22 protein-coding genes are annotated in these 21,931 nt (G+C 44.6%); 7 read left to right on the top strand and 15 right to left on the bottom strand.

Annotation, left to right across the window (positions count from 1 at the left end; all coding sequences use genetic code 11):
• Positions 1-8 precede the first annotated feature (8 nt).
• A complete protein-coding gene (locus E8Q33_RS05175) occupies positions 9-1,193 on the bottom strand; it encodes a hypothetical protein (protein ID WP_247869937.1) in 1,185 nt (394 codons plus the stop codon).
• A gap of 43 nt (positions 1,194-1,236) precedes the next feature.
• Complete coding sequence (locus E8Q33_RS05170) at positions 1,237-1,818, bottom strand: hypothetical protein (protein ID WP_247869936.1); 582 nt, start codon at positions 1,816-1,818, stop codon at positions 1,237-1,239.
• A gap of 480 nt (positions 1,819-2,298) precedes the next feature.
• Between E8Q33_RS05170 and E8Q33_RS05165 the strand changes: the two genes are divergently transcribed.
• Positions 2,299-3,018: an SDR family NAD(P)-dependent oxidoreductase gene (locus E8Q33_RS05165; RefSeq protein ID WP_136553296.1), complete on the top strand. Its 720-nt coding sequence runs from the start codon at positions 2,299-2,301 to the stop codon at positions 3,016-3,018.
• Positions 3,019-3,028: 10 nt separating this feature from the next.
• On the opposite strand, the gene E8Q33_RS05160 is transcribed toward E8Q33_RS05165, so the two are convergent.
• Positions 3,029-3,484 (bottom strand): hypothetical protein, encoded by a 456-nt coding sequence (locus E8Q33_RS05160; RefSeq protein ID WP_136553295.1) that lies wholly within the window; start codon positions 3,482-3,484, stop codon positions 3,029-3,031.
• 339 nt (positions 3,485-3,823) lie between these two features.
• Here E8Q33_RS05160 and E8Q33_RS05155 point away from each other — a divergent pair, with 339 nt between their 5' ends.
• The 5 genes from E8Q33_RS05155 to thrS are packed head-to-tail and all read left to right on the top strand — an operon-like array spanning position 3,824 to position 8,957.
• On the top strand, positions 3,824-4,279 hold the full coding sequence (locus E8Q33_RS05155) for a SufE family protein (RefSeq protein ID WP_168800156.1): 456 nt from the start codon (positions 3,824-3,826) through the stop codon (positions 4,277-4,279).
• Positions 4,279-5,397, top strand: coding sequence for an NAD(P)/FAD-dependent oxidoreductase (locus tag E8Q33_RS05150; protein ID WP_136553291.1), 1,119 nt, complete (start codon positions 4,279-4,281; stop codon positions 5,395-5,397). The genes E8Q33_RS05155 and E8Q33_RS05150 overlap by 1 nt, the downstream gene beginning before the upstream one ends.
• Positions 5,391-6,404: an arsenic resistance protein gene (locus E8Q33_RS05145; protein WP_136553289.1), complete on the top strand. Its 1,014-nt coding sequence runs from the start codon at positions 5,391-5,393 to the stop codon at positions 6,402-6,404. Before E8Q33_RS05150 ends, E8Q33_RS05145 begins: the two co-directional genes overlap by 7 nt.
• Entirely contained in the window at positions 6,394-6,954 is a 561-nt protein-coding gene (locus E8Q33_RS05140; protein ID WP_136553287.1) for a carbonate dehydratase, read from the top strand. Before E8Q33_RS05145 ends, E8Q33_RS05140 begins: the two co-directional genes overlap by 11 nt.
• Positions 6,955-6,956: 2 nt before the next feature.
• Positions 6,957-8,957 (top strand): threonine--tRNA ligase, encoded by a 2,001-nt coding sequence (gene thrS, locus E8Q33_RS05135; RefSeq protein WP_136553285.1) that lies wholly within the window; start codon positions 6,957-6,959, stop codon positions 8,955-8,957.
• A gap of 68 nt (positions 8,958-9,025) precedes the next feature.
• Here thrS and E8Q33_RS16675 read toward each other — a convergent pair whose 3' ends face one another.
• The 12 genes from E8Q33_RS16675 to E8Q33_RS05080 form a co-directional block, all read right to left on the bottom strand.
• On the bottom strand, positions 9,026-9,088 hold the full coding sequence (locus E8Q33_RS16675; RefSeq protein ID WP_371413265.1) for a hypothetical protein: 63 nt from the start codon (positions 9,086-9,088) through the stop codon (positions 9,026-9,028).
• Entirely contained in the window at positions 9,061-10,083 is a 1,023-nt protein-coding gene (locus tag E8Q33_RS05130; RefSeq protein ID WP_211116094.1) for a GTP-binding protein, read from the bottom strand. The genes E8Q33_RS16675 and E8Q33_RS05130 overlap by 28 nt, the downstream gene beginning before the upstream one ends.
• Positions 10,084-10,111: 28 nt before the next feature.
• The gene (gene hisI, locus E8Q33_RS05125) at positions 10,112-10,519 is read right to left on the bottom strand and encodes a phosphoribosyl-AMP cyclohydrolase (RefSeq protein WP_136553283.1); all 408 of its coding nucleotides are present in this window, start codon (positions 10,517-10,519) and stop codon (positions 10,112-10,114) included.
• 76 nt (positions 10,520-10,595) lie between these two features.
• Entirely contained in the window at positions 10,596-10,769 is a 174-nt protein-coding gene (locus tag E8Q33_RS05120; protein ID WP_247869945.1) for a DUF1289 domain-containing protein, read from the bottom strand.
• 18 nt (positions 10,770-10,787) lie between these two features.
• A complete protein-coding gene (locus E8Q33_RS05115; RefSeq protein WP_136553279.1) occupies positions 10,788-11,228 on the bottom strand; it encodes a hypothetical protein in 441 nt (146 codons plus the stop codon).
• A 122-nt stretch (positions 11,229-11,350) separates the two neighbouring features.
• Complete coding sequence (locus E8Q33_RS05110) at positions 11,351-12,133, bottom strand: ABC transporter ATP-binding protein (protein ID WP_136553277.1); 783 nt, start codon at positions 12,131-12,133, stop codon at positions 11,351-11,353.
• Positions 12,130-13,152 (bottom strand): iron ABC transporter permease, encoded by a 1,023-nt coding sequence (locus E8Q33_RS05105; RefSeq protein ID WP_136553275.1) that lies wholly within the window; start codon positions 13,150-13,152, stop codon positions 12,130-12,132. The genes E8Q33_RS05110 and E8Q33_RS05105 overlap by 4 nt, the downstream gene beginning before the upstream one ends.
• The gene (locus E8Q33_RS05100) at positions 13,152-14,117 is read right to left on the bottom strand and encodes an ABC transporter substrate-binding protein (RefSeq protein ID WP_136553273.1); all 966 of its coding nucleotides are present in this window, start codon (positions 14,115-14,117) and stop codon (positions 13,152-13,154) included. The genes E8Q33_RS05105 and E8Q33_RS05100 overlap by 1 nt, the downstream gene beginning before the upstream one ends.
• Positions 14,118-14,124: 7 nt before the next feature.
• On the bottom strand, positions 14,125-16,239 hold the full coding sequence (locus tag E8Q33_RS05095) for a TonB-dependent receptor (RefSeq protein WP_136553272.1): 2,115 nt from the start codon (positions 16,237-16,239) through the stop codon (positions 14,125-14,127).
• Between the two features lie 9 nt (positions 16,240-16,248).
• A complete protein-coding gene (locus E8Q33_RS05090) occupies positions 16,249-17,061 on the bottom strand; it encodes a hypothetical protein (protein WP_136553270.1) in 813 nt (270 codons plus the stop codon).
• 208 nt (positions 17,062-17,269) lie between these two features.
• Positions 17,270-18,643: a Trk system potassium transporter TrkA gene (gene trkA / locus E8Q33_RS05085; RefSeq protein WP_136553268.1), complete on the bottom strand. Its 1,374-nt coding sequence runs from the start codon at positions 18,641-18,643 to the stop codon at positions 17,270-17,272.
• Positions 18,644-18,659: 16 nt separating this feature from the next.
• The gene (locus tag E8Q33_RS05080) at positions 18,660-20,105 is read right to left on the bottom strand and encodes a TrkH family potassium uptake protein (protein ID WP_136553266.1); all 1,446 of its coding nucleotides are present in this window, start codon (positions 20,103-20,105) and stop codon (positions 18,660-18,662) included.
• A 244-nt stretch (positions 20,106-20,349) separates the two neighbouring features.
• Between E8Q33_RS05080 and E8Q33_RS05075 the strand changes: the two genes are divergently transcribed.
• Positions 20,350-21,846 carry a DUF4118 domain-containing protein gene (locus tag E8Q33_RS05075; protein ID WP_136553264.1) on the top strand — a complete coding sequence of 499 codons (1,497 nt, stop codon included), beginning with the start codon at positions 20,350-20,352 and terminating at the stop codon, positions 21,844-21,846.
• Positions 21,847-21,931: the final 85 nt, after the last annotated feature.

Genomic DNA, 21,931 nt, shown 5'->3' with positions numbered 1-21,931 from the left:
CTTATCTCTTACAGTTGAACATCAGGCGTCGCTTCCAATTGATACATGCGATTCAAAAATGCACGCCATTGACGGTACTGCTCGTTAATATCACCAGTTAACTCGACTGATTCTTCTTCATAGCTCAGCACTTGTGGCGCCATTTCCAGATTAATGGACTCACCCAGCTCGTTTAACGCATCCTGATGAAACTTGGCTTCTTCTCGAGATTTAAAACCACTGGTCAGCAGCACTGCACCACCGATACCACCGGCTACAGTCGCTATATCTCTGCCAAAATTCGGATTACGTGAATTGCCAGATGTCGCCGCAGCAACCGCAGCACCTATCAATACGGCCCCACCAATCATTTTCCACATACTTTTCGTGTTAGCTTCTTTACGCAGCTGCATTTCAGCAGCGCTGGCTTCCTGCCACGCCAGATAGCTGTCATCCATTTGCTGTGAAAACGCACTGTAGTTCTGTTGCAGATTATCAATGAACAGCTGTTCTCTAACCTGAACCGATTTAACCCGTTCAAACATGGGATCGGAATCACTTGGCATGCTCACCAATTTGATTTGCCGACCGCTGGTATCAAGATGTTCCATGAAGGCTTGTTCGTTAAAACTGGCAGCAAAACGTAAATCGGCAATATTTTGCAGTTGAGCAAGCTCGCGTTGTTGTTGCTTGAGTAATGCTTCTACAATGGCCTGCGCAGCTTCGGCGAAAGCCGGATCATAAGGATCTTTGCCATCATTACGAGGATTTTTGTAGAAACCTTCATTCACCTCGTGGTCGATAGTAGTGTTGAGCCATTGTTTACCACTTGCATCGACTACGTTAAGACGAAATTTGACTTCCTGACCAGTAGATTCAAGGATTTCACCAACGGTATATAAATCACCTGACGCCGTACTATTCGGTGCAACACGTACTGCACCAAACTTACCGGTTTCATCAAGGGCGGTTTTTAATTTATAGGCAAAACGATTGGCTTCGGCACGTCTTAATTCAGGCCAAATACCTTCTTCTTCATAATCGGCGGCTTTATCTGAAAGGCCAGGTGAAAAGACCGGAATAATCACGTCCAGTTTAATCCCCTGGTAAGGGACCTCTTTTGGGGCATCCTGAGCTGAGGCAAGCTGTGGTCCGGTTTTCACATCGCCGGCAGTACCGGAGGTTGTCGCGCAGCCTGTCAGTACATGCATCATAATGATCATGTAAATCAGAAATTTAGAGGGTGCCCTAAAATTTTCAATCTTCAACAACGTTCATCCCCTTATATTTGCGGTACTCATTCCAGAGTTTCTTTTTGATTTCCGGATCTTGTTCAGCTTCTGCAGCCACTCTAATTTGTGAAGCGATGGCATCGTCATTATTCGCGGATGGAATATCTTCTGGAATGGCGCCATTGTTTGCCGCATTTACCGGCACGCCGGATTGGCCATTAATTGTGTCTTCAATTTCTGAGCCGCCCATAGCCGATGGTATCGATTCCTGAGTTTCTGGCTCGGTTCCCTGCATATCCTGACTGGCAACTGAATTATTAGCGCCATTGTTACCATCAAGCCCACCGCCACCTTGGTCGGCCCCACTGCTACTATCCGCAGAAGTATTATTCGGATCGGTTAATTTGCATAATTCAAAGCGGTTAAGCGAATCAAAAAACGCTTTTTCCATTAATGCTATACGTTCGGCTCTAGTGAGCTCCGGGCTATCTGTGTAACGAATATCAGCTTTGCCACAATCATCTTCAGACAGCATCGCCTCTTCAGCTTGAACGCTAATAAATCCTGTCAATAAAACTGACAGAACCACGTTCGTCAATTTATTCAAAGAAAATAAACTCCGAGAAGCTTGATAACGCTGTTTGAGTGTTTTCATATGATTGCTTACTTACCCATTAATACCTAGAGAAAAATAAAACACTTTCGCTGATACTTTTCTTGTAAAGCATTTGTCAGCAAAGACTACGAATAAGTTTTTTCCGTTAATCTTTCAGTCGAGTGACATCTTACAAAGCGCTACCCGGCTGGTAGCTGAATGGTAATAATTAAAACTAATAAACTTAGGTTTATATTTCAGCGCTTCACATTCAATGTTAATCAACTTTGACAGACAACATGATTAATCCCGTGAGTAAAGCCTCATGATACAGTCATCGGTTATCTACAGTAAGTTAGATTGACATGGCTCACGATTCACTGGAAATACGGTTGGTCACTATTGTTTAGATATTGTTTATCGAAAATGCTGATTGATTCATGACTTAATTTTTTAACACAAAATTCACATCTTCAGTCGCATGCTCTAAAAATGAAAACATCGGCTTTGGTGATTGGTGGCAATGGGCAAATAGCTCAGGCCATTATTGATAAACTTCTAACTTACATAACAGCTGAAAACATTGTTGTTATCAGTCGTGGGCGGCAACCAGATGAATTTGCCGGTGTAATCTGGCATCAGTCTGACTATGACGAGGCCAGTATGAACAAACTGGCCATGCAGTTTTATGATGAACAACGTAATTTTGAAAAAGTCTTTATCTGTCACGGTGTATTGCATGATGGTGACATAAAACCTGAAAAACGTCTGGAAGAACTCTCTGCAGATTCAATCAGCCACATATTCAATATCAATACCATAACGCCAGTACTCTGGCTGAAACATCTTTTACCGGTGCTTAAACAATCCGCGAACTGTCAATTAATCATCTTTAGTGCGAGAGTTGGTAGCATCAAAGATAATCATATGGGTGGCTGGTACAGCTACCGGGCCAGCAAAGCAGCGTTGAATATGCTGTTAAAAACAACTGCCATTGAATATGCACGTCGGGCAAAACAGGTCAAATTAATTGCCTTTCATCCTGGTACTACTGATACCCCGCTTTCCCGCCCCTATAGTGCCAATGTGTCCGAAGACAAATTATTCAGCCCAGGCTTTGTAGCCGACAGACTGTTTGAGATATTAAAAAACTTGCCTGCTGACGGTGAGCTGTCATTTGTTGACTGGGAGGGCAAGTCGATTGAATGGTGATAAAAATGCTTTAGCCATCTTTTTTCTGTTCGCGAGCATCTAGTTTGGCGTAGGCCTCTTTCTCGTGTTGAATATCACTAATTAGGCCTCGATGCATGGCAACAGAAATGGCTTCCTGATTATGAAATCGCTCACCGTCTTTAAATAGCAGATCGAGTAAGTCTCGAGCTGGCATATCCAAATATTTGGATAGTTTTTGTGACTCATTGGAAAACTTTTCCAACACTTCCGGATGTTGCTGCTGCACATTTAAAATTGCCAGATTATCAATGATAGCAAGCTCTTTTGCTGTCGCTGCACTCAGGCCATTATCTTGTACAAACCGTAAACTGGTCAGCCCAGTCAGTTGATGAAAGGTATTTTGTACCAGATTTAAATCCGCATCGCGTCCTGCTAACGCCACCCTCAACCATTTCAACCGATGCCGGGCCAGAATGATCATGCTTTGTTCTATTTCTTTACTCATAGACCTCGGCTCCATGCTTTTCCTTTATTCCTAGTTAGCACAACCAAGGTCGGCCACGCAAGCAATAACCATCACACCACTGACTCAGCTGAAGCAATCGTTTAATTATTTGAAACAGATTTTGAAGTTTTCCAAGCATGCTTTGCTTGTAACTTAAATCATGGAAATTACAACAGGCTTTTAATGAATCCCCCTTAAGATAGTTTAACGCTCAGTTTGAAAGCGCCTATCAGATATGATACAACATATCATTATCTGCTCATCTCAGTCTCGGTGTGATGAGTACCGAACAAACGCATAGTTAAAATCCACCCTCCCTAACGATTGATTATGGATGTTATGACATTTACACAGCAAAACTCCTGCACAGATGCTGCACAAAAGCAGATCATTGAAAATTTTCATCTGCTGGGAAACTGGGATGAACGCTATCAGTATCTGATCGACTTAGGCCGAAGATTAAATCGTGACAATGATGTGCCTCGCATAGAGGAAAACCGTTTATACGGCTGTCAGGCAAATGTATGGATAACCGCTGCTCACCATGATGGCATTGTCACCTTTGAGGGAAACAGTGATTCGCTGATTGTGTCCGGCTTAATGGCCATTATCTTCAATGTCTATTCGGGCAGACCGGCACAGGATGTCATGGCGCTTGAACCAGAATTTCTCACTCAGACTGGATTGATCGATCACCTGTCTTCTCAGCGTTCCACTGGCTTAATGAACATGATTGAACATATCCGTAATTATTCAGCTAGCTGCATTGCTTCCAGCAATAAAGGTAATGTTTGATGCAGCATCTTGATGTTTTGATTGTCGGTGCTGGACCAGCCGGTATTGGTATGGCCCTCGCATTACAAAAAATACCCGACTTGAAGTTTGGTCTGGTCGAAAGTGGGCGTATCGGCGAATCGTTCAGAAGATGGCCTTTGGAAACGCGCTTTATCACCCCATCGTTTTACAGCAATCCATTTGGTCTTGCTGATTTGAACGCTGTTAACGAACACAGCTCACCCGCCCATTTTGCAGCAATGGAACATCTAAGTGGCGAGCTGTATGCCGATTATTTGAATATGCTGGTGCAGGTACATAAATTACCGGTGGTGACTGGCTGCAAAGTGCTCGACGTCAATACCACTCAGGAAAAAGAGTTTGTCCTCGAAACAGAGCAAGGCCCGCTCAGCGCCCGATTTGTTATCTGGGCAACCGGCGAATATCAGTTTCCTGATTTACAGGCTTTCACAGGAGCTGAATATTGCGTTCATTACGCTCAGGTAGCTACTTGGAAGGATTTTTCAGAAGCTCGCTATACCGTGATAGGCGGATATGAAAGCGGAGTAGATGCCACTTTCAATCTGATCAAGCAAGGCCGACAGGTAAGATTACTGGTCCGCAAAGCCAGTTGGGATAGGCAAAGTGATGATCCCAGCGTGGCACTCTCCCCCTATAGTCGAGAACGACTTGCACAAGCAATCCATAGCGGGCTATTAGAGGTTGTTTTTGGTGTCGATGTAATAAAGGTTTCTCAACAAGGCGATGGTGGTTTTCTTATCGAAGCAGCCGATGGCCGTAGTTGGCATGAACAACAGCAACCTATTCTAGCAACCGGCTTTGCCAGTGGCGGCGGCGCACAGCAGATAGCAAAGCTGTGGGAATGGGATGAGGCCGGAAAAATCATGCTAACCGAAGCAGATGAATCAACACGTACCCCTGGTTTGTTTCTGGTCGGCCCCCAAGTTCGGCAGGAAGAACGCATCTATTGCTTCATTTACAAGTTCCGTCAGCGCTTTGCGATGATCGCCCATAACCTTGCTTTGTGTATGGCACTGGATAGCAGTCAACTGGATCCAGAACCCGGTGTATGGGGTCCTTTTGGCAATAGCGAATGCTGTGAGGGCTGCGAATGCTAAAACTGCTGAATCAATTATTATTACTGAGTATTACTGTCCTGCTAGTAGGCGGTATATCTCTGGGTGCCACGATTGGCTATTTATCTCCAGCCGCCGGGAGCTGGCTTGGCGAACAGATTGATATCACCTTATTGGTGCTGATCAGTTTGCTGTTCTTTGGCGTACGTTTTGATGCCATCGTACGTTCATTCGGACATCTGCGATTTATCGGTATCGCGATAATCGCCAATTTTATAGTGGTGCCACTGATTGGCTACGCCATCGCTTCGGTGTTATTACCCGACTATCCGCTGTTTATGGTCGGTTTACTAATCTATTTCATGTCACCTTGTACCGACTGGTTTTTGGGATTTACCAAGCTGGCAAAAGGTAATGTTGCTTTAGGCACTTCGCTTATTCCCATCAATATGCTGTTACAGCTGATGCTTTACCCGCTCTATCTGCAGCTGTTTACCAATAATATTGTTCAGGTCGATCCGGACATTATCAGCAGCACGCTGTTGCAATGGTTTTTGCAACCGCTGTTATTCGCTATAACGCTGCATTATCTGTTGCGCTTGTTATTAAAACCCACTGTTTTTAATCAGATTCTTGAAAAAGTCGATCAGGTGACACCGTGGATTATTGCTTTGCTGGTACTGGAAATATTTGCCAGCAACATCACAGTGATTTTGCAACACAGCAATGTGTTCAGCTGGTTGCTATTGGGTATTTTTATTTTCTTTGTCGCGACTTTTCTCTTGGGCGAAGTTATCAGTGGTGTATCCAAACTGCGTTATCCAGAGCATGCCTTGTTGACGATGACCATTGCTGCACGAAATGCACCGCTGATGCTGGCTGTCACCATGGTCGCGCTGCCTGATCAGCCACTGATTTATGCCGCCATTGTGATTGGCATGTTGCTGGAATTCCCGCATTTAACCGCTTTGCGTTACATGCTGGTGAAGTCCAACGGTCTGTCACCTATTTCCCTGTTAACAAATTTAAGAAAGAAATATGATTCGTAAAAATCCCCGTGGCGATCTGCCACAAATCCATCCAAGTGCTTTTGTTGATCCCACCGCCATTCTCTGTGGTTTGGTGGTCGTAGAAGAAAACGTTTTTATCGGGCCTTACGCGGTGATTCGTGCCGATGAAATGGATGCCAATGGGCATATCGATCCCATTATTATTGGTGCTCATTCCAATATTCAGGATGGGGTTGTTATCCACTCCAAATCAGGCGCTAAAGTCACCATCGGTCAACATACCTCAATTGCTCACCGTGCCATTGTCCATGGTCCCTGCACCGTGGGAAATTCGGTGTTTATCGGTTTTAACAGTGTGCTGTTTAATTGTGTAGTTGAGGATGGTTGTGTGGTGCGATACAACGCTGTGGTCGATGGCTGTCATCTACCGCCTAATTTTTATGTTGCGTCAACGGAAAGGATCGGTCCTGATACCGATTTGTCTGGTCTGGGGCAGGTATCCGCCGCTGCCAGTGATTTTTCCGAAGACGTGGCCCGTACCAATAACGAACTGGTGCGTGGTTACAAGAATATTCAGAACGAGTTTTAGTGATGACCACAGAAGTTGCAGCAAAAATCACCATCACCTTACCGGATGGATCAGCACGTGAATTCCATCAACCAGTTACAGCGTCAGAAATAGCAGCTGCTATTGGCTCCGGTCTTGCCCGTCAAGCCGTTGCGGCCAAAAAGAATGGTCAGCTGATAGATCTGTGTGATCCCATTAATGAAAACGCTTCATTGGAAATCATTACTGCAAGTAATGCAGATGGATTGCATATTATTCGCCATAGCTGTGCGCATCTGATCGGTCATGCGGTCAAGCAACTTTATCCCACCGCACAGATGGTGATTGGTCCGGTGATTGATGATGGCTTCTATTACGATATTGCCTTTGATCGCCCTTTTACTGCCGAAGATCTGCTCGCCATTGAAAAGCGTATGCAGGTGCTTATAGCCAAGGATTACGACGTTATCAAACGTGTTACACCTCGCGATGAGGTTATCAAGCTGTTCACTGAACGGGGTGAAACATACAAATTGCGGCTGATTGAAGATATGCCGGATGTGCAACAAATCAATTTGTATTTTCATCAAGAATACGTGGATATGTGCCGTGGTCCACATGTTCCCAACACCCGCTTTATTAAGCATTTCAAACTCACCAAACTGTCCGGCGCTTATTGGCGCGGTGATTCAAAAAATGCTCAATTACAACGACTCTACGGTACCGCCTGGGCCGATAAAAAAAGTCTGAATGCTTATCTTGAACATCTCAAAGAAGTTGAGAAACGGGATCATCGACGGCTTGGAAGAGAACTTGATCTGTTTCATTTTCAGGAAGATGCACCGGGCGCCGTATTCTGGCATAGCCGCGGCTGGACCTTGTTTCAACAGTTGATTAACTATATGCGGAGGCGTCAGCAAGCAGCTGGCTATACTGAAGTAAATAGCCCGGATGTCATGGATCGTTCTTTGTGGGAAATTTCCGGCCACTGGCAAAATTATCGTGATCATATGTTCACCACTGCTACCGAAGATGGCCGTTCACTGGCACTTAAACCGATGAACTGTCCGGGCAGTGTGTTGCTGTTTCAACATGGTTTGAAAAGCTATCGCGACCTGCCGATAAGAATGGGTGAATTCGGTAAAGTGCATCGTTATGAACCTTCCGGTGCTTTGCATGGTTTGCTTCGGGTGCGTCACTTTACTCAGGATGATGCGCATATTTATTGCACCGAGCAGCAACTGCTTGATGAATGTCGTAAGGTCATTTCCATGGTGCTGGATATCTATAAAGTATTCAGTTTTGATAACGTGGATATCAATCTTTCCACCCGCCCGGAGAATCGAATGGGCGATGAAGCAACCTGGGATGTGCTGGAAGGTGCTTTAATAAATTCACTGGATAGCATGCAACTGCCCTATCAGCTGAATGTCGGCGAAGGCGCTTTTTATGGACCCAAGCTAGAGTTTGTATTACGCGATGCCATTGGTCGTGATTGGCAATGTGGCACCTTGCAAGTGGATATGAATCTGCCAGAACGTTTCAATCTGGAATATGTAGCAGATGATGGTCAGCGTAAACGTCCGGTCATGTTGCATCGAGCTTTATTTGGTTCACTGGAACGCTTTATTGGTATTTTGATAGAACATCATGCAGGCAAACTACCTGCCTGGTTGGCACCTATTCAACTGAAAATTCTTTCTATTAGTGACAGTCATGCCGATTATGTGAATGATCTGACCACATTATTCCGTCATGCCGGACTACGTGCTGAAGCCGATATTCGCAATGAGAAAATCGGCTTCAAAATTCGTGAACATACTTTGCAGCGCATTCCATTCATGTGTGTTATCGGTGAACAGGAAATGGCGAATGCCAGTGTGGCTATTCGTAATCGTGACGGCGACAATCTCGGTGTGATGACCATTGAACAGGCTTTGGACTTTTTCACTTCAGCCACACAGGCACCGGATGGTGTCGCTGGTGATATTAAGCGGCAAAGACTGCTTAAACAGCTGCAATCCAGATTAGCTTTACCAGCGTGATCTAATAGTTATCGCAATATAAAAAACCACCAGGCGATGACATCGCCTGGTGGTTTTTTTCAAACTATTTATTCAACCACGCAAGACATTAAACCTTCCAAAATTATATCTTTCGGCAAATCATGGCCGATAAAGACAAATTTACTTTGTCGGGTTTCGTTTTTACCCCAGGGCTGCCAGCAGCACTACCTACCAACATATGTACACCTTGCACAATAATGCGGTGCGGCATTCCATCGACATTTAATACGCCTTTGTAACGCAATAACTGGGTACCAAATTTTTCGACAACAACGGCCAGTACTTCTTCCAGTCGATCCGGGTCTAATGCACGCTGTTCTGAAAAGACAAATGAAGCAATATGATCATCATGTGTGTGGGCATGCGCATCTTCATCCAGAAAGTCTGGCTCTATTTCCAGAATCGCATCCAGATTAAAGCCTTTAATATCCAGGATATTGTCAATATTGGTTTCACCATGAATGGCCTCACGGATACCGGCTTTAGGATTGATCTTCCGCAGCCGTCTATGCAGTTCCTCTAATTCCTCAGGGCTAACTAAATCAGATTTGGTGACCAAAATCCGATCAGCAAAACCCACCTGCTCCTGAGCTTCATGATGTTTATCAAGTTGTTCCGGAGCATGTTTGGCATCGACTGTGGTGACGATGGCATCCAATATAAAATTCTGCCTAATATCATCATCGACAAAAAATGTTTGAGCCACTGGGGCAGGATCAGCGAGGCCAGTGGTTTCAATGATGACTCTGTCAAACTTTACCCGACCATCGGCTTTTTTAGCTGCCAGTTCGTTGAGAATGCGGATAAGATCGCCACGCACTGTACAGCAGATACAGCCATTATTCATTTCAATGATCTGTTCATCGCGATCCTGAACCAACAGTTCATTATCAATGCCCTCTTCACCAAACTCATTCTCAATGACGGCGATACGATGACCGTGTTGAACGCTCAAGATATGGTTGATCAAAGTGGTCTTACCGCTGCCAAGATAACCAGTCAGGATAGTTACCGGGATTTGGACTTGGGTTTTGGCTTGAGTTTTAGCTTTGGCTTGGGGTTTGTTTTTTGTTTTTTTTCTTGTTTTGGTCTTGGTTTTGCTCATAGGTCTTCCCTCAATAAAAATACTGTTGTTATTCGTTAATCGGTTCGCTGATGACAATCACGCGATCATCAATAATCTGATTGTAAAAACAGCTCATTCTTCCGGTATGACAAGCGGCTCCGGTTTGCTCGACCAACAACAGCACCGCATCGCCATCGCAATCCAACCGGATCGACTTGACGAGTTGTTGATGGCCTGATGTTTCACCTTTCCGCCATAAACATTGTCGGGAGCGCGACCAATAACAGGCTTTGCCAGTGTCGATAGTTTCAAGCAATGCCTCCTGATTCATCCAGGCCAGCATCAATACCTCGCCGGTGTCATGTTGCTGGGCAATCGCATTGATTAATCCCTGACTATTCCAGGGCAGCGTTGCAAGAACTTCTTTGAGATCCAAAGAAGTTCCAATCGCCGATTTTTCCAGTGTTTCAATCATGGCATATCTCTTTGGTAGTGTTGATACGATATATCAAATCTTTCAGAAATAACAGATTTGCCTAAGGCAAAGTCCCTTACTTTTTATCAACCTTCATTTGACTCATCCTTTTTTTAAGGGAGTTTTGCAGCAAATTTTTGCTGTAAGGTTTCAGCTTTTTCCATTGCTGGCATTCTTCGCGTGTTCGACCACACCCGGTACACCACCCGTTGGGTCCGACGAATTCACAGATATCAATACAGGGGCTCATTGGTGTTTTCATGATTTATCACGCAACTTTATTTAATGCTGCATCGATACTCGCTTCGAGCTGCCGTAGCCTGTTGAACTCTTCGAAAAGACGTAACTCTAGATTTTTGAAATTAAGGGGCAGTGTTCGTGAACAGATGTTATAGCCCTCACCGATCACGCTATAGCCCTTCCAATTTCTTATTCGGTCTGCCTCCAGCGCTAGAAATGCTTCAATAAAGCGCTGCTGTTGTGGGCAGTCTTCTTCTGCATGCATATGAACAGGGAATTCTTTTTTTTGCAGCTGAGGCGCTTCAATATAGGTTTCAAAATGGACGCCGCCCTGATTCTGGTTATACCAGTTCTCTTTATAGAGCTGGAGATAAGGACCTCGGTTATAAATATCCCAACCATCGTCAAACCAACTGGATTGCCTTAAATTTTGTTCGAGGTTACGAAATAGCTTTTTTATATCTTTCATTGACTTTTTTTAATCCTCATAACACTCATCCTCATGGGAATATTTTTGATTCTTCACCGTACGACCAGACGATAATCTTTTTCAGTTCAGTAGTTTCTAAGCGACGGGATTTAACTGGATAGTTAAACTGCTTTTAACAGAGCATTTTCCCTTGCTGGCTTCTCAGAATGAAAATGCGGGATCAATATGGTCTGCAAATCCATCGTTAAGCGTTGAAAATACACATCAAAATGCAGATCCAGTGCCGGTGACATAATGACACTCTGGGTAGCGTCATCCAATTGGATCTCACCATTATTCAAAACAACAATACGATCAGCAAAACGGATGGCAAGATTCAAATCATGCATCACCACGATTGCTGTTAGTCCCTCGGCAGTACGATCCTTGATGCGTTTTAACAGCTGTAATTGATGGGCAACATCCAGAGCAGCAGCCGGTTCATCAGCAAGCAAAATGGCAGGTTGTGAAATTAATGAAGCCGCCAGTAATACTCTTGCCTGCTCTCCACCTGACAACGTTTTGAATTGACGATCCAGCAGGTTTTCAATATCAAACTCCTGCAGAAAAGCAGCTGCAAAACTACTTGAATCGGCATGCAACTCAAGAATATCGCTGACTCGATAATCCCAATAAATTTCAGAACGTTGTGGCAGATAAGAAAGCTGCTCGGCAATTTCCGCTGAGGTCATTTTTTTAAGCAAACGACCAGCAAGTTTGATATCACCTTTTTCCGGTCTGTTTAAGCCCGAAAGCAGTTTAAGCAAAGTCGATTTTCCAGCGCCATTGGGCCCAACCAACGCCACGAATTGGCTTGTGGGTATAGCGAGATTGATATTGTGCAACAAGATCTTTTGTCCTGCTTTGACTTTTATGTTTTCTGCTTGAATCGTAAATTCACTCATCGACGTGCTTCCCGAATCAGGATAAATAAAAAGAATGGTGCACCTAACAACGCGGTTAGCAGACCCAGAGGGATTTCGGCGGGCGGCATTATTGAACGGGCGATGCCATCAAATACCATTAGAGCAGCACCGGAACCCAGCGCACTAAAGATCATCAGTCGATGATGACGTGGTCCCAACCACCAGCGCATCATATGTGGAATAACCAGCCCAATAAAACCAATCAAACCACCCCATACCACGGCTAAAGCAGTCACTGCCGCCGCTACCAGTACCGCTCGATGCATAAATTTTGAAACATCAAGTCCCATGCTTTTTGCCGCATCAGAACCCAAACCAAGAATATCCAAGCCTCTGGCCAGCCGCAGACAGCAGATAAATCCAGCCACGGTCAGCAACATAAATACAAAGAATTCCTGCCAGGTTGGTGTTTGAATAGCGCCCAATGTCCAGCTCAGAATCACTTGTAAACTGACTGCATCGTCAGACAATGTCAGCATGATCAAACCACGAATCGCCGTTAGTAATGCAGCAATTGCCACACCCGCCAATATCAAACCAAAACCACTTTCAACTCTCGCTAATCGGGCCAGACTGACCACCAGCAGCGTGGTTAACCAGGCTCCGGCAAAGGCTAATAGCGGTAATAAAAACGGCCCCGGTAATAACATCGGTAACATCAAAGCAATGGCAGCGCCAACCGAGGCACCACTGGCACTGCCTAACAGATGTGGCTCGGCAAGCGGATTACGAAACACGCCCTGAAAAATCACCCCCGCCATTCCCAGACAGGCGCCAACACAGAATGCTGTTAAAACACGTGGGATACGCCATTCCAAAATCAGTGTTCGCATCACCGAGTCCGGATTACTAAGCGTTTGCCAAAGTTCAATCGGACTAAGTAATTCAGAACCTAACCATGCAGAAAAAACAAAACACACTACAACGCCGATACTGATGGCCATTGCTGGAAAACGGGTGCTGATTGGTGACACAGGTTGTAAAACTTGCACGGCCATTAAACGTTTGCCCTGTCGGAAAATATTTGGGGGTGCAGTAACGGTGCCAGATACTCCACACCATCAATGATTCGAGGGCCCGGGATTAAAAATAACTCACGGGGCACCATAAAAACCCGATCATCATGAATCGCTTGGATATTCTGCCAGCCGGGACGTTTCTTAATACTGTCTACACTGCCCTCATTACGGGCAACCAAAATAACATCGGGGTTGGCGGCAATGATGGCTTCGCCGCTGACCTGATTGATATGATCAAGATCAGCAAATATCGATTCTGCCCCTGCCTGTAATAACGCGTCGTAGGTGTAGTGGCCTTTGCGGATCGTTGTAAAATTACCGCGATCATTCTGGCCGGTTTCAAAATACACTCTCGGACGTTGAACACCATCTAATTGCCTGTCGATCATGGTTAACCGACGCTGTAATTGTGCAACGACCTGATCCGCATGTTTTTCATTGCCCAGCACCTGGCCGAGCAAATTCAGGTTGCTGAAGATTTCTTGCAAATCACGATGTAACAACACCACAACCGGCACACCAATGGTTTCCATGGGTTTTAACAAGGTATTAACCGCTTGCCGTGCCGGTGTCATCACTATTAAATCCGGCTCTAACCGGGCGATGGCTTCAACCGAAAACCCCAGACGTCCTCCGATAATGGTTCGTCCCTCTCGAATATCCGGTGGAAAGCGAGTGAAATCTTCAATGCCCACAATCCGATTGGTTGCCCCTAGCGCATGCATTAGTTCGGTGTTACTGGCAAAAATCGAAACGATACGCTGTGGTGGTCGATCAAGTCTGACCTGCCGTCCCAATGCATCAGTGACCGTTATTGGTAAAAGAGAATGTGTATTACTGTTAGCCGTTAAAGGTATAAACGCCATCGCCAATATCCCGGCTTTAAGATACTGGCGACGGCTACCATCAAATGTAGCGCCTGCAGAATTTTTGTTTGGCTGCATCAGCACCCTAAAAGTCCAGCTTCAAACCGGCATACAGTTCCCGTCCTGGCATGCTGTTGCCGCGGCCACCACTGGAAAAAGCAGGGTCTGAAATATAGGGTGTTTTATTCAATGCGATAAATAACGGGTGCTCATTTTTATCCAGCAGATTATTAATACCGGCAAATAATTGCAGATTGTTGCTGAGCTGATAGCTGCCACGAAGATTCCATACCCAGAAGGCTGATTTTTTATGTACATAATCACGTGAGGACTCGGCGAGCGGACTCAGCAATCGTTCTTCTGTGTCATACCAGACCGGGCCCCTCAATATGCCGGTGAGACTCATCTCCCATTTGTTCTGACTTAATACCGTACCGATACCGGCCTGATATTTGTAAATACGTTGGATGCGGTCAGTATTTAGCGTGTCGGGTGTACCCTTGTCACGCATATGAAAATGGTAACTGCCGTTAGCAAAAACCCGCCAGTTCATATCAGTCTGCAACAAGGAAGACAGGTTGGCTTCCAGCTGCAAATCAATGCCTTTCAGTTCAATTTCATCGGCATTATTTTCATAGGTACTGCGTCCATCTGCTGTGGGACGAGAAGTAATACGATCACTGATGCGATTATCAAAAACTGCAATATCGCTGAACAACCAATTGTTGGAAAATGACAGGCCGACCTCAAGCTGATGATTGGTTTCATTATCCAAATTGGGATTACCAATAATTTGCGAGCCGCCAAACGTCTCAAAGTCAGCGGCCATTTCAGTGGCGGTTGGTGCCCGGAAACCTGTTGCATAACCGGTTCTGAGTTTGATCTGATCGGTGAGCCGATAAGCAGCCCCAAAACTATGGGTAAATTCTTCATAGTTTTCAGAACTCTTTAAAAGATCCAGGCCAGGGGTCGGTTGCAGCGTGGTTTTACCGTCGGTATAACGTCCACCGGCTCTGAGTGTCAGTCGATCATTAAACACCGTCTGAATAACTTCGCCCCAAACCGCGCCGACACGTTCATCCTGATCATTATCGTAAGGTGCCGCTCTGACCGTTTCGCCAGTACTTCTCAATGTGTTCAGTCGATCATTTCGCAGTTCACTGTATTCCAGATCTGCGCCGATCCTGAATTCCATGAATTGTGTGACATTCCACTCCGTCAGCAAACGCAGGCCATAAAGATCCAATACACGTTCATTATCCAGTTTGAGGAATGTGCGGTTCTCCCAATTAAAATGATCCACATCCCTGACAATATAGGCATGTGCATTCCAGGCCAGATCACCTGTTGGGTTTTGCCCGTCATAGATGAAATCAATTGAGTGGTTCTTGCGATCTTCATCACCTTCCGGTGACCAGCTTGAGCCTCTGAATCCAGCGTTGTAAATTCCATCCGTACGCAGCGTCAGGCCAAAACGATGAAAATCATTTACATCCAGACCAGCGGCCACTAAGGCGCTGCGTCTTTCCCACGCTGTGTTATGCATGGTTTCCTTACTGCCCCTGCCCGAATCGTAATCATCACGTTCACTGGCACCTAAGCCAAAATAGAAATCAGCGTTTTCACCTTGATAGGCGGTGTGAGCATGGCCCTGTTTTAATGACCATGAGCCACCGGAGAGATTAATACTGCTACCCGTTGTATTACTGCCATTACGAGTAATAATATTTATTACCCCGCCCATTGCCTGACTGCCATAAGCGACAGAGGCAGGACCTCTTATAATCTCAATGCGAGATACATCACCCAAGCTGAGTTTGGAAATATTGGCTGTACCAGCTCGGCGACCATTCACTAATACAAGTGTTTGACTGCGAAAGTCACGCCCCTGTCCATCGGTTGCCCCACCACGAATATTGATCGAGGTTTGAGCCGGCGTCCATTCACTGAAAAATCCCACTGCATTTTCTGCTAATAAGTCAGTTACCGAACGTGCTGATGAACGTCTTATCTTGTCTTCTGAAATGACCTGAATGGTGGTGGTGACTTTATTAAGTGTTTCGCTGCGACCTGATGTAGTCACAATCATTTCATCCAGATTCATCATAGAGGCTTCTTGCTGTGCCGCTACTAATGGACTATGCAATACCATCATAGTCATTGAAGCATAATAAACCGGGGCTAGACGTTTCACTTTCATGTAGGTTCCTTAATTAAATTTCCAGATAAGCACAGCACTCTTTTTTGCCGCTGACGCAAAAAACTGCTTTCCTTCTTGCTTAAGATGAAGCGTTAAATAATTGGATATTGCTTGTGCTTTTTCAGGATCAGCAGTCGTGTTGAAATTGTGTTGAAAATACTGGTTTGCTTCCTCAGGTGTCGAAAAGTCCTGGCGAAAGGTCCAATCCACTGTGAAGATTTGATGCGGCTGCATTGACTCATCAAGTTCATCAACAATCGTCTCTAAACTTGAACCCACCGCTTCGCCGTGAAGTTCTGGGGATAAAAAGCCGCTTAAACATTTACCCCGCGGACCATCCTGGGCTGGCACTATCCAGATCATCAAATCCGTGGTGTAGTTTCGCTGCCAATGCCAGAACGATTTTGTGTCATAGACCGGGCCACTTGTATTTGCCGCCAGAGATGTCTTATGAGGTTTAATTTCATTGGCTGTTAATCGTTGCCAGCTGGATTGCATCACGCTGAGCTGATAAGGCCATTTCTCCGCATGGCTGGTTAAATAACTGGCTAAAAAATGGTTAGGCTCTATTGCAGTCCACAACGCATGGTCAGCAAGAATCCGGCGACTGATGCTACCGACACCAGCGCCAATATCAAGCAGATTAGTTTGGATTCCAATTGCCTCAAGCAGACTTGCCCCCACTTTTTCAGCGTAATCAGACTGCTCAATGCCTTTAAGATAAAAGGCTGCCTGCTGATCATCCCAAATTGGGGACTCACTATTTTCACTACTTGATAAATCTATCGTTGCAGCAACTGCCTGCTGGTTTTGATTTGACATATTGACCTTGGATTCGCCGTACAAACATTATGATATATCATATCATTTAACTATCATCAAATTTGTTTTGCATGAAGATGTATAGGAAATATGTAGCGAAGCTCAATCAATTATTTCTTGTATCAGATGATGCAGACATTGGAATTGCAGCCAAACAAAGCTTGACTGCCCGTGCCGAGGTTAAAGCTCATAGAATGAAAAACTGGGTTTACAAAAACTCAAATCCAACCTGAAATAGCTTTTCTACTTCATCCACATCCTGCTGTTCTGTCAGAAAGATGACAAGGTGATCACCGGTTTCAATTTCGATATTTTTTTCGGCAAACAAAATCTTGTCTTTACGTAAGATTGCCCCGACAGTAGCACTTTTAGGCAACTTCAATTCTGCCAGGGTTCTACCGACTACTTTAGACGTCTGTTTATCACCGTGCGCCACAATCTCAATGGCTTCTGCAGCTCCCTGTCTTAAGGAATGCACAGTGATGACATCCCCACGGCGAATATGGGCCAACAAGGTACCAATGGTGATTTGTGCTGGTGATACTGCGATATCAATACTGGTGCCTTCTACCAGCTCAACATGGCTGGCTTTACTGATAATTGAGAAGGTTTTACGCGCCCCCAAACGCTTGGCGAGCATCGCTGAAAGTATATTGGCTTCATCATCATTGGTAACTGCACAGAACACATCGGTTTTATGAATGTTTTCTTCTTTAAGCAGATTGGCATCGCCAACATCACCATGCAATACAAGCGTTTTATGCAGATCTTCAGCAATAATCCGTGCACGAGTTTCATTATGTTCAATAATTTTAACGTTATGTGACTTTTCCAATCGCTGTGCAAGTTGTTTACCTATCTGCCCTCCGCCGGCAATAAAAATACGTTGATAAGGCTGATAATCTTTTTTGAATACTTTGACTAGCTCACTGATTTGATGTTTTTCGGCCAGAAAAAACACTTCATCATCTGCTTGTAGAGTAATTTTTCCTCCCGGTGGAATGGCACTCTCATTACGGAAGATGGCGGCAATACGCATTTGGACTTTAGGCAATATATCCAATAAGTCATGGATAGCTTTACCATCCATAATACTTCCAGCATCGACTTTGACTGCGACCAAACGCGCGCGGTCGCCGAAAAAGGTCAAAACCTGCAAAACTTCGGGTTGTTCTATTAGATGGGTAATATAGTCAGTGACTAATTGTTCGGGGCTGATAATGACATCAATTGGCACGGCATCCAGGGCAAATAACGCCGGATAAGCCAGATAATCTGTGGCTCGAATACGCGCCAGTTTTTTTGGCGTATTAAACAATGAGCTGGCAATTTGACAGGCAATCATGTTGATCTCATCATTATGCGTCACCGCTATCAGCATATCGGTATCTTTAATACCAGCCTTTAGCAATGTACTTGGATGAGCAGCATGTCCAACTACTGTGCGAATATCCAGATGCTCTTGAAGGCGCTCCAGCAATGCAGGGTTTTGATCAATGACCGTCACATCATTACCTTCATTGGCCAAACTCTCAGCCGTTGAACCGCCTACTTGTCCCGCACCTAAAATAATTATTTTCATCTGCTAAACCTCTTTGTTAGTTACGCCAATAGGCTGGCAGAAATAAGATTAATAAGGTGAATACTTCCAGGCGACCGACCAGCATGGCAAATATCCCCAGCCATTTCACCGTAGCATCAACAGTGGCAAAATTCGACGCCACCTCTCCTAAACCCGGTCCCAATAAATTGATCGTTGCGACCACCGCCCCAAATGCTGAAACCAAATCCAAACCCGCAGCCATCATGGCTACGGTAAGCAGTAATGCTGTGACAATATAAAGTACATAGAAGCCCCAAATCGCAAACAATACTGTCTCAGATACCGGCCGCTTGCCCAACTTGACCACTGACACCGCTCGCGGATGCACCAATAACTCAAGTTGTCGTAAACCCAGTTTCGCTAACAACATCACTCGCATAACTTTGATGCCACCAGAAGTGGATCCGGCGCAGCCACCGATAAATGACAAAATGACCAAAATTAACGGGATATGTAATGGCCACTCGGCAAAAACAGCGGTACCAAAGCCGGTACTAGTCATAATGGAAGCGACCTGGAATGCAGCATAACGAAAAGCTTCCCATCCCCCGGCATAAGCACCGGAAAAATACAGGCTGATCGCGATAAATACACTGGCGAAGATAAATAACAAACCAAAGGTTCGCACTTCAGGATCTTCTGCGTAAGGAGACATTAATCGATGTCTCAACACCAGAAAATGCACGGCAAAATTGATCCCTCCAGCCAACATAAATACGATGGCAATTGCTTCAATCAAAGGGCTATTGAAATAACCGATGCTATCATCATGAGTAGAAAAGCCGCCTGTTGCTACGGTGGTAAAGGCATGCCCAATCGCATCAAACAGACTCATACCTGCGAACCAGTAAGCTAATGCACAACTTACCGTGAGCAACACATAAATAATCCATAGAGATCGTGCAGTTTCGGCGATACGCGGGGTTAATTTTTCATTTTTAGCCACCCCTGAGGTTTCCGCGCGATACAACTGCATCCCACCGACTCCTAATAAAGGCAGAATCGCAACAGCCAAAACGATAATGCCCATGCCGCCCAACCATTGGATTTGCTGGCGGTGATAGAGAATGGATTGTGGTAACTGATCCAAACCAACGATGACAGTCGCACCAGTAGTAGTGAACCCGGAAATTGATTCAAACACAGCATCGGTAAAATCAAGGTGCAAACTTAGATAAAACGGTAACGCACCCACCAATCCAAGTAAAAACCAGAATAACGTGACCACCAAAAAACCATCGCGTACAGATAGCTCTTGCCGTTGATAGTAATTACCTAACCAAAAAGTCAATCCAACCAAAAAAACGATCAGACTGGAACCGATAAAGGTCATCCACTGTGCATCGTTATAGATCCAGGAAACTACCAAAGATGGCAGAAAACTGAGACTGTAAAACATCAGTAACAAGCCAAACAGTCGAATAATGGCGCGCCAGTGCATTAGACAGCCGCCTTAATCAGATATGTCCGCTGATAAATACGCTGTAACTTATGCTTTTCAAACCCAGAACTAAAACACGGCATCACGTTATCCTTCCAAAACATTTATCTTGGGTGGATTATTCGGGTCATGCGGTTCAAAGTCAGCTAAAAAAAAGATAAAAATTTTATAAAAATTTTACTTTTTTAATAACGAAATATTGTTAAAACTGACATCAAATCTATTAACCAAAAGCGAAGCAGCTATGCGTTATTTACCAACCAACCTTTCTATCAAACAGTATCTGCTGGCCATTGGGTTGATCATAGTCGTCGTACTGTTTGCTCAAGTGCTCAATCGCTATCTGCCCTATACCAGTCTTTTGTTATTGTTTCTGGCAGGTGTGTTGCTGGTATCCGCAAAAACTAGTATTGGTCCCGCGTTGTTAAGCAGCTTATTAAGTTTTTTGAGTTTCAATTACTTTTTCACCGAACCTTATTACAGTTTTAATATGCTGCATAAAGTAGATGTCGCCACCTTAATTATCTTTTTGATGGTGGCACTGATGACAGCGCATTTAGCGACGCAAATGCGTGAAGCGATAGCAAAGCAAGAAATAGCATTAAACCGTCTATCGCATTTTTATGAATTCAGCCAAACGTTATCGTCGGCGACCAACACGGAATCTTCTATCGAAATTCTAAAGCAGGCTTTACACCGTGTTTTATCTAACGATGGTCACGTGGAAATTGCCACCCTACAGGATTCGCAATTGATTTTGCACTCAACACAATTTACCAGTGGTCATCCTGGTGAAGAGCTGTTTAAACATATGTTTTCCAAAGCGTTAAAAACAGAGTTTTGGCATAAAGGCTGGTTATTTTTTCCCTTGAGTTGGGATGGCAAGCAGCTTGGTCTGGTGGCGATTAATGAACGGATCAATGACAAGCAAATCGCTGCAATTCAAACTTTCTGCCAACTTACCGCTGTGGTTTTACAGCGGACAAATCTGGTTGAAGAATTAGCGCAGACCAAATTAATCGCAGAGACCGAACAATTAAGATCCACATTACTATCTTCTGTGTCGCACGATTTACGTACACCACTCTCTTCGATTATTGGAGCAAGCTCATCGTTAAGGGAATACGCTCAGCAATTATCCAGTGATGATCAGCAATTATTGCTACAGACCATTGAAGATGAAGCGCACCGGCTAGATCGTCACATTCAAAATCTACTGGATATGACGCGTTTGAGTCAGGGTAAGCTCAATCTAAATAGACAATGGATAGATATTGATGATCTGATTAATGGTGCGATAAACCGTTTCGGGCATCAATTAGATAATGTCGAGCTAAAACTCAAATTAGCCGAAGATACCCCGATGCTCTATGTGCAGGGACTGCTTATCGAACAAGCTATTTTTAATCTACTGGATAATGCTATTCAACATCATTCTGCCGAGCTGAAAATAAGTTTGAATGTGCATCATGATAGCGAATGGATCACGCTGGACATCATTGATAATGGTCCTGGTATACCTGAATCTGAAAAAGAGAAAGTGTTTGATATGTTTTACAGTCTAGCTCAAGGAGATCGCCATGCATCCAACACTCCCGGAACAGGCATGGGACTGGCAATTTGTCGCGGCATGGTAGAAGCCCATGATGGTCAGGTTATGGCGTTGGACAATCCCTCAGGTCAAGGCACAATGATGCGGGTCAAGCTGCCAATCACACCTTTGAACACTGTTACCTATTAAGCATTCACCTATGGCAACCATATTACTTATTGAAGACGAAGCCCAGATTAAGAAATTTTTAAGAATCAGTCTTGAAGCACATGAT

It is taken from the genome of Methylophaga sp. SB9B, assembly GCF_004832235.1.
Classification (GTDB): domain Bacteria; phylum Pseudomonadota; class Gammaproteobacteria; order Nitrosococcales; family Methylophagaceae; genus Methylophaga; species Methylophaga muralis.
The sequence above is the reverse complement of the archived record's forward strand: the minus strand, read 5'-3'. Positions and strand labels throughout refer to the sequence as shown.

Coding starts and splice junctions, on each gene's coding strand:
- E8Q33_RS05175 (WP_247869937.1), bottom strand. CDS start 1,193: ATGATGCATGTACTGACAGGCTGCGCGACAACCTCCGGTACTGCCGGC.
- E8Q33_RS05165 (WP_136553296.1), top strand. CDS start 2,299: ATGAAAACATCGGCTTTGGTGATTGGTGGCAATGGGCAAATAGCTCAG.
- E8Q33_RS05160 (WP_136553295.1), bottom strand. CDS start 3,484: ATGAGTAAAGAAATAGAACAAAGCATGATCATTCTGGCCCGGCATCGG.
- E8Q33_RS05155 (WP_168800156.1), top strand. CDS start 3,824: ATGACATTTACACAGCAAAACTCCTGCACAGATGCTGCACAAAAGCAG.
- E8Q33_RS05150 (WP_136553291.1), top strand. CDS start 4,279: ATGCAGCATCTTGATGTTTTGATTGTCGGTGCTGGACCAGCCGGTATT.
- E8Q33_RS05145 (WP_136553289.1), top strand. CDS start 5,391: ATGCTAAAACTGCTGAATCAATTATTATTACTGAGTATTACTGTCCTG.
- E8Q33_RS05140 (WP_136553287.1), top strand. CDS start 6,394: ATGATTCGTAAAAATCCCCGTGGCGATCTGCCACAAATCCATCCAAGT.
- thrS (WP_136553285.1), top strand. CDS start 6,957: ATGACCACAGAAGTTGCAGCAAAAATCACCATCACCTTACCGGATGGA.
- E8Q33_RS05130 (WP_211116094.1), bottom strand. CDS start 10,083: ATGAGCAAAACCAAGACCAAAACAAGAAAAAAAACAAAAAACAAACCC.
- hisI (WP_136553283.1), bottom strand. CDS start 10,519: ATGATTGAAACACTGGAAAAATCGGCGATTGGAACTTCTTTGGATCTC.
- E8Q33_RS05120 (WP_247869945.1), bottom strand. CDS start 10,769: ATGAGCCCCTGTATTGATATCTGTGAATTCGTCGGACCCAACGGGTGG.
- E8Q33_RS05115 (WP_136553279.1), bottom strand. CDS start 11,228: ATGAAAGATATAAAAAAGCTATTTCGTAACCTCGAACAAAATTTAAGG.
- E8Q33_RS05110 (WP_136553277.1), bottom strand. CDS start 12,133: ATGAGTGAATTTACGATTCAAGCAGAAAACATAAAAGTCAAAGCAGGA.
- E8Q33_RS05105 (WP_136553275.1), bottom strand. CDS start 13,152: ATGGCCGTGCAAGTTTTACAACCTGTGTCACCAATCAGCACCCGTTTT.
- E8Q33_RS05100 (WP_136553273.1), bottom strand. CDS start 14,117: ATGCAGCCAAACAAAAATTCTGCAGGCGCTACATTTGATGGTAGCCGT.
- E8Q33_RS05095 (WP_136553272.1), bottom strand. CDS start 16,239: ATGAAAGTGAAACGTCTAGCCCCGGTTTATTATGCTTCAATGACTATG.
- E8Q33_RS05090 (WP_136553270.1), bottom strand. CDS start 17,061: ATGTCAAATCAAAACCAGCAGGCAGTTGCTGCAACGATAGATTTATCA.
- trkA (WP_136553268.1), bottom strand. CDS start 18,643: ATGAAAATAATTATTTTAGGTGCGGGACAAGTAGGCGGTTCAACGGCT.
- E8Q33_RS05080 (WP_136553266.1), bottom strand. CDS start 20,105: ATGCACTGGCGCGCCATTATTCGACTGTTTGGCTTGTTACTGATGTTT.
- E8Q33_RS05075 (WP_136553264.1), top strand. CDS start 20,350: ATGCGTTATTTACCAACCAACCTTTCTATCAAACAGTATCTGCTGGCC.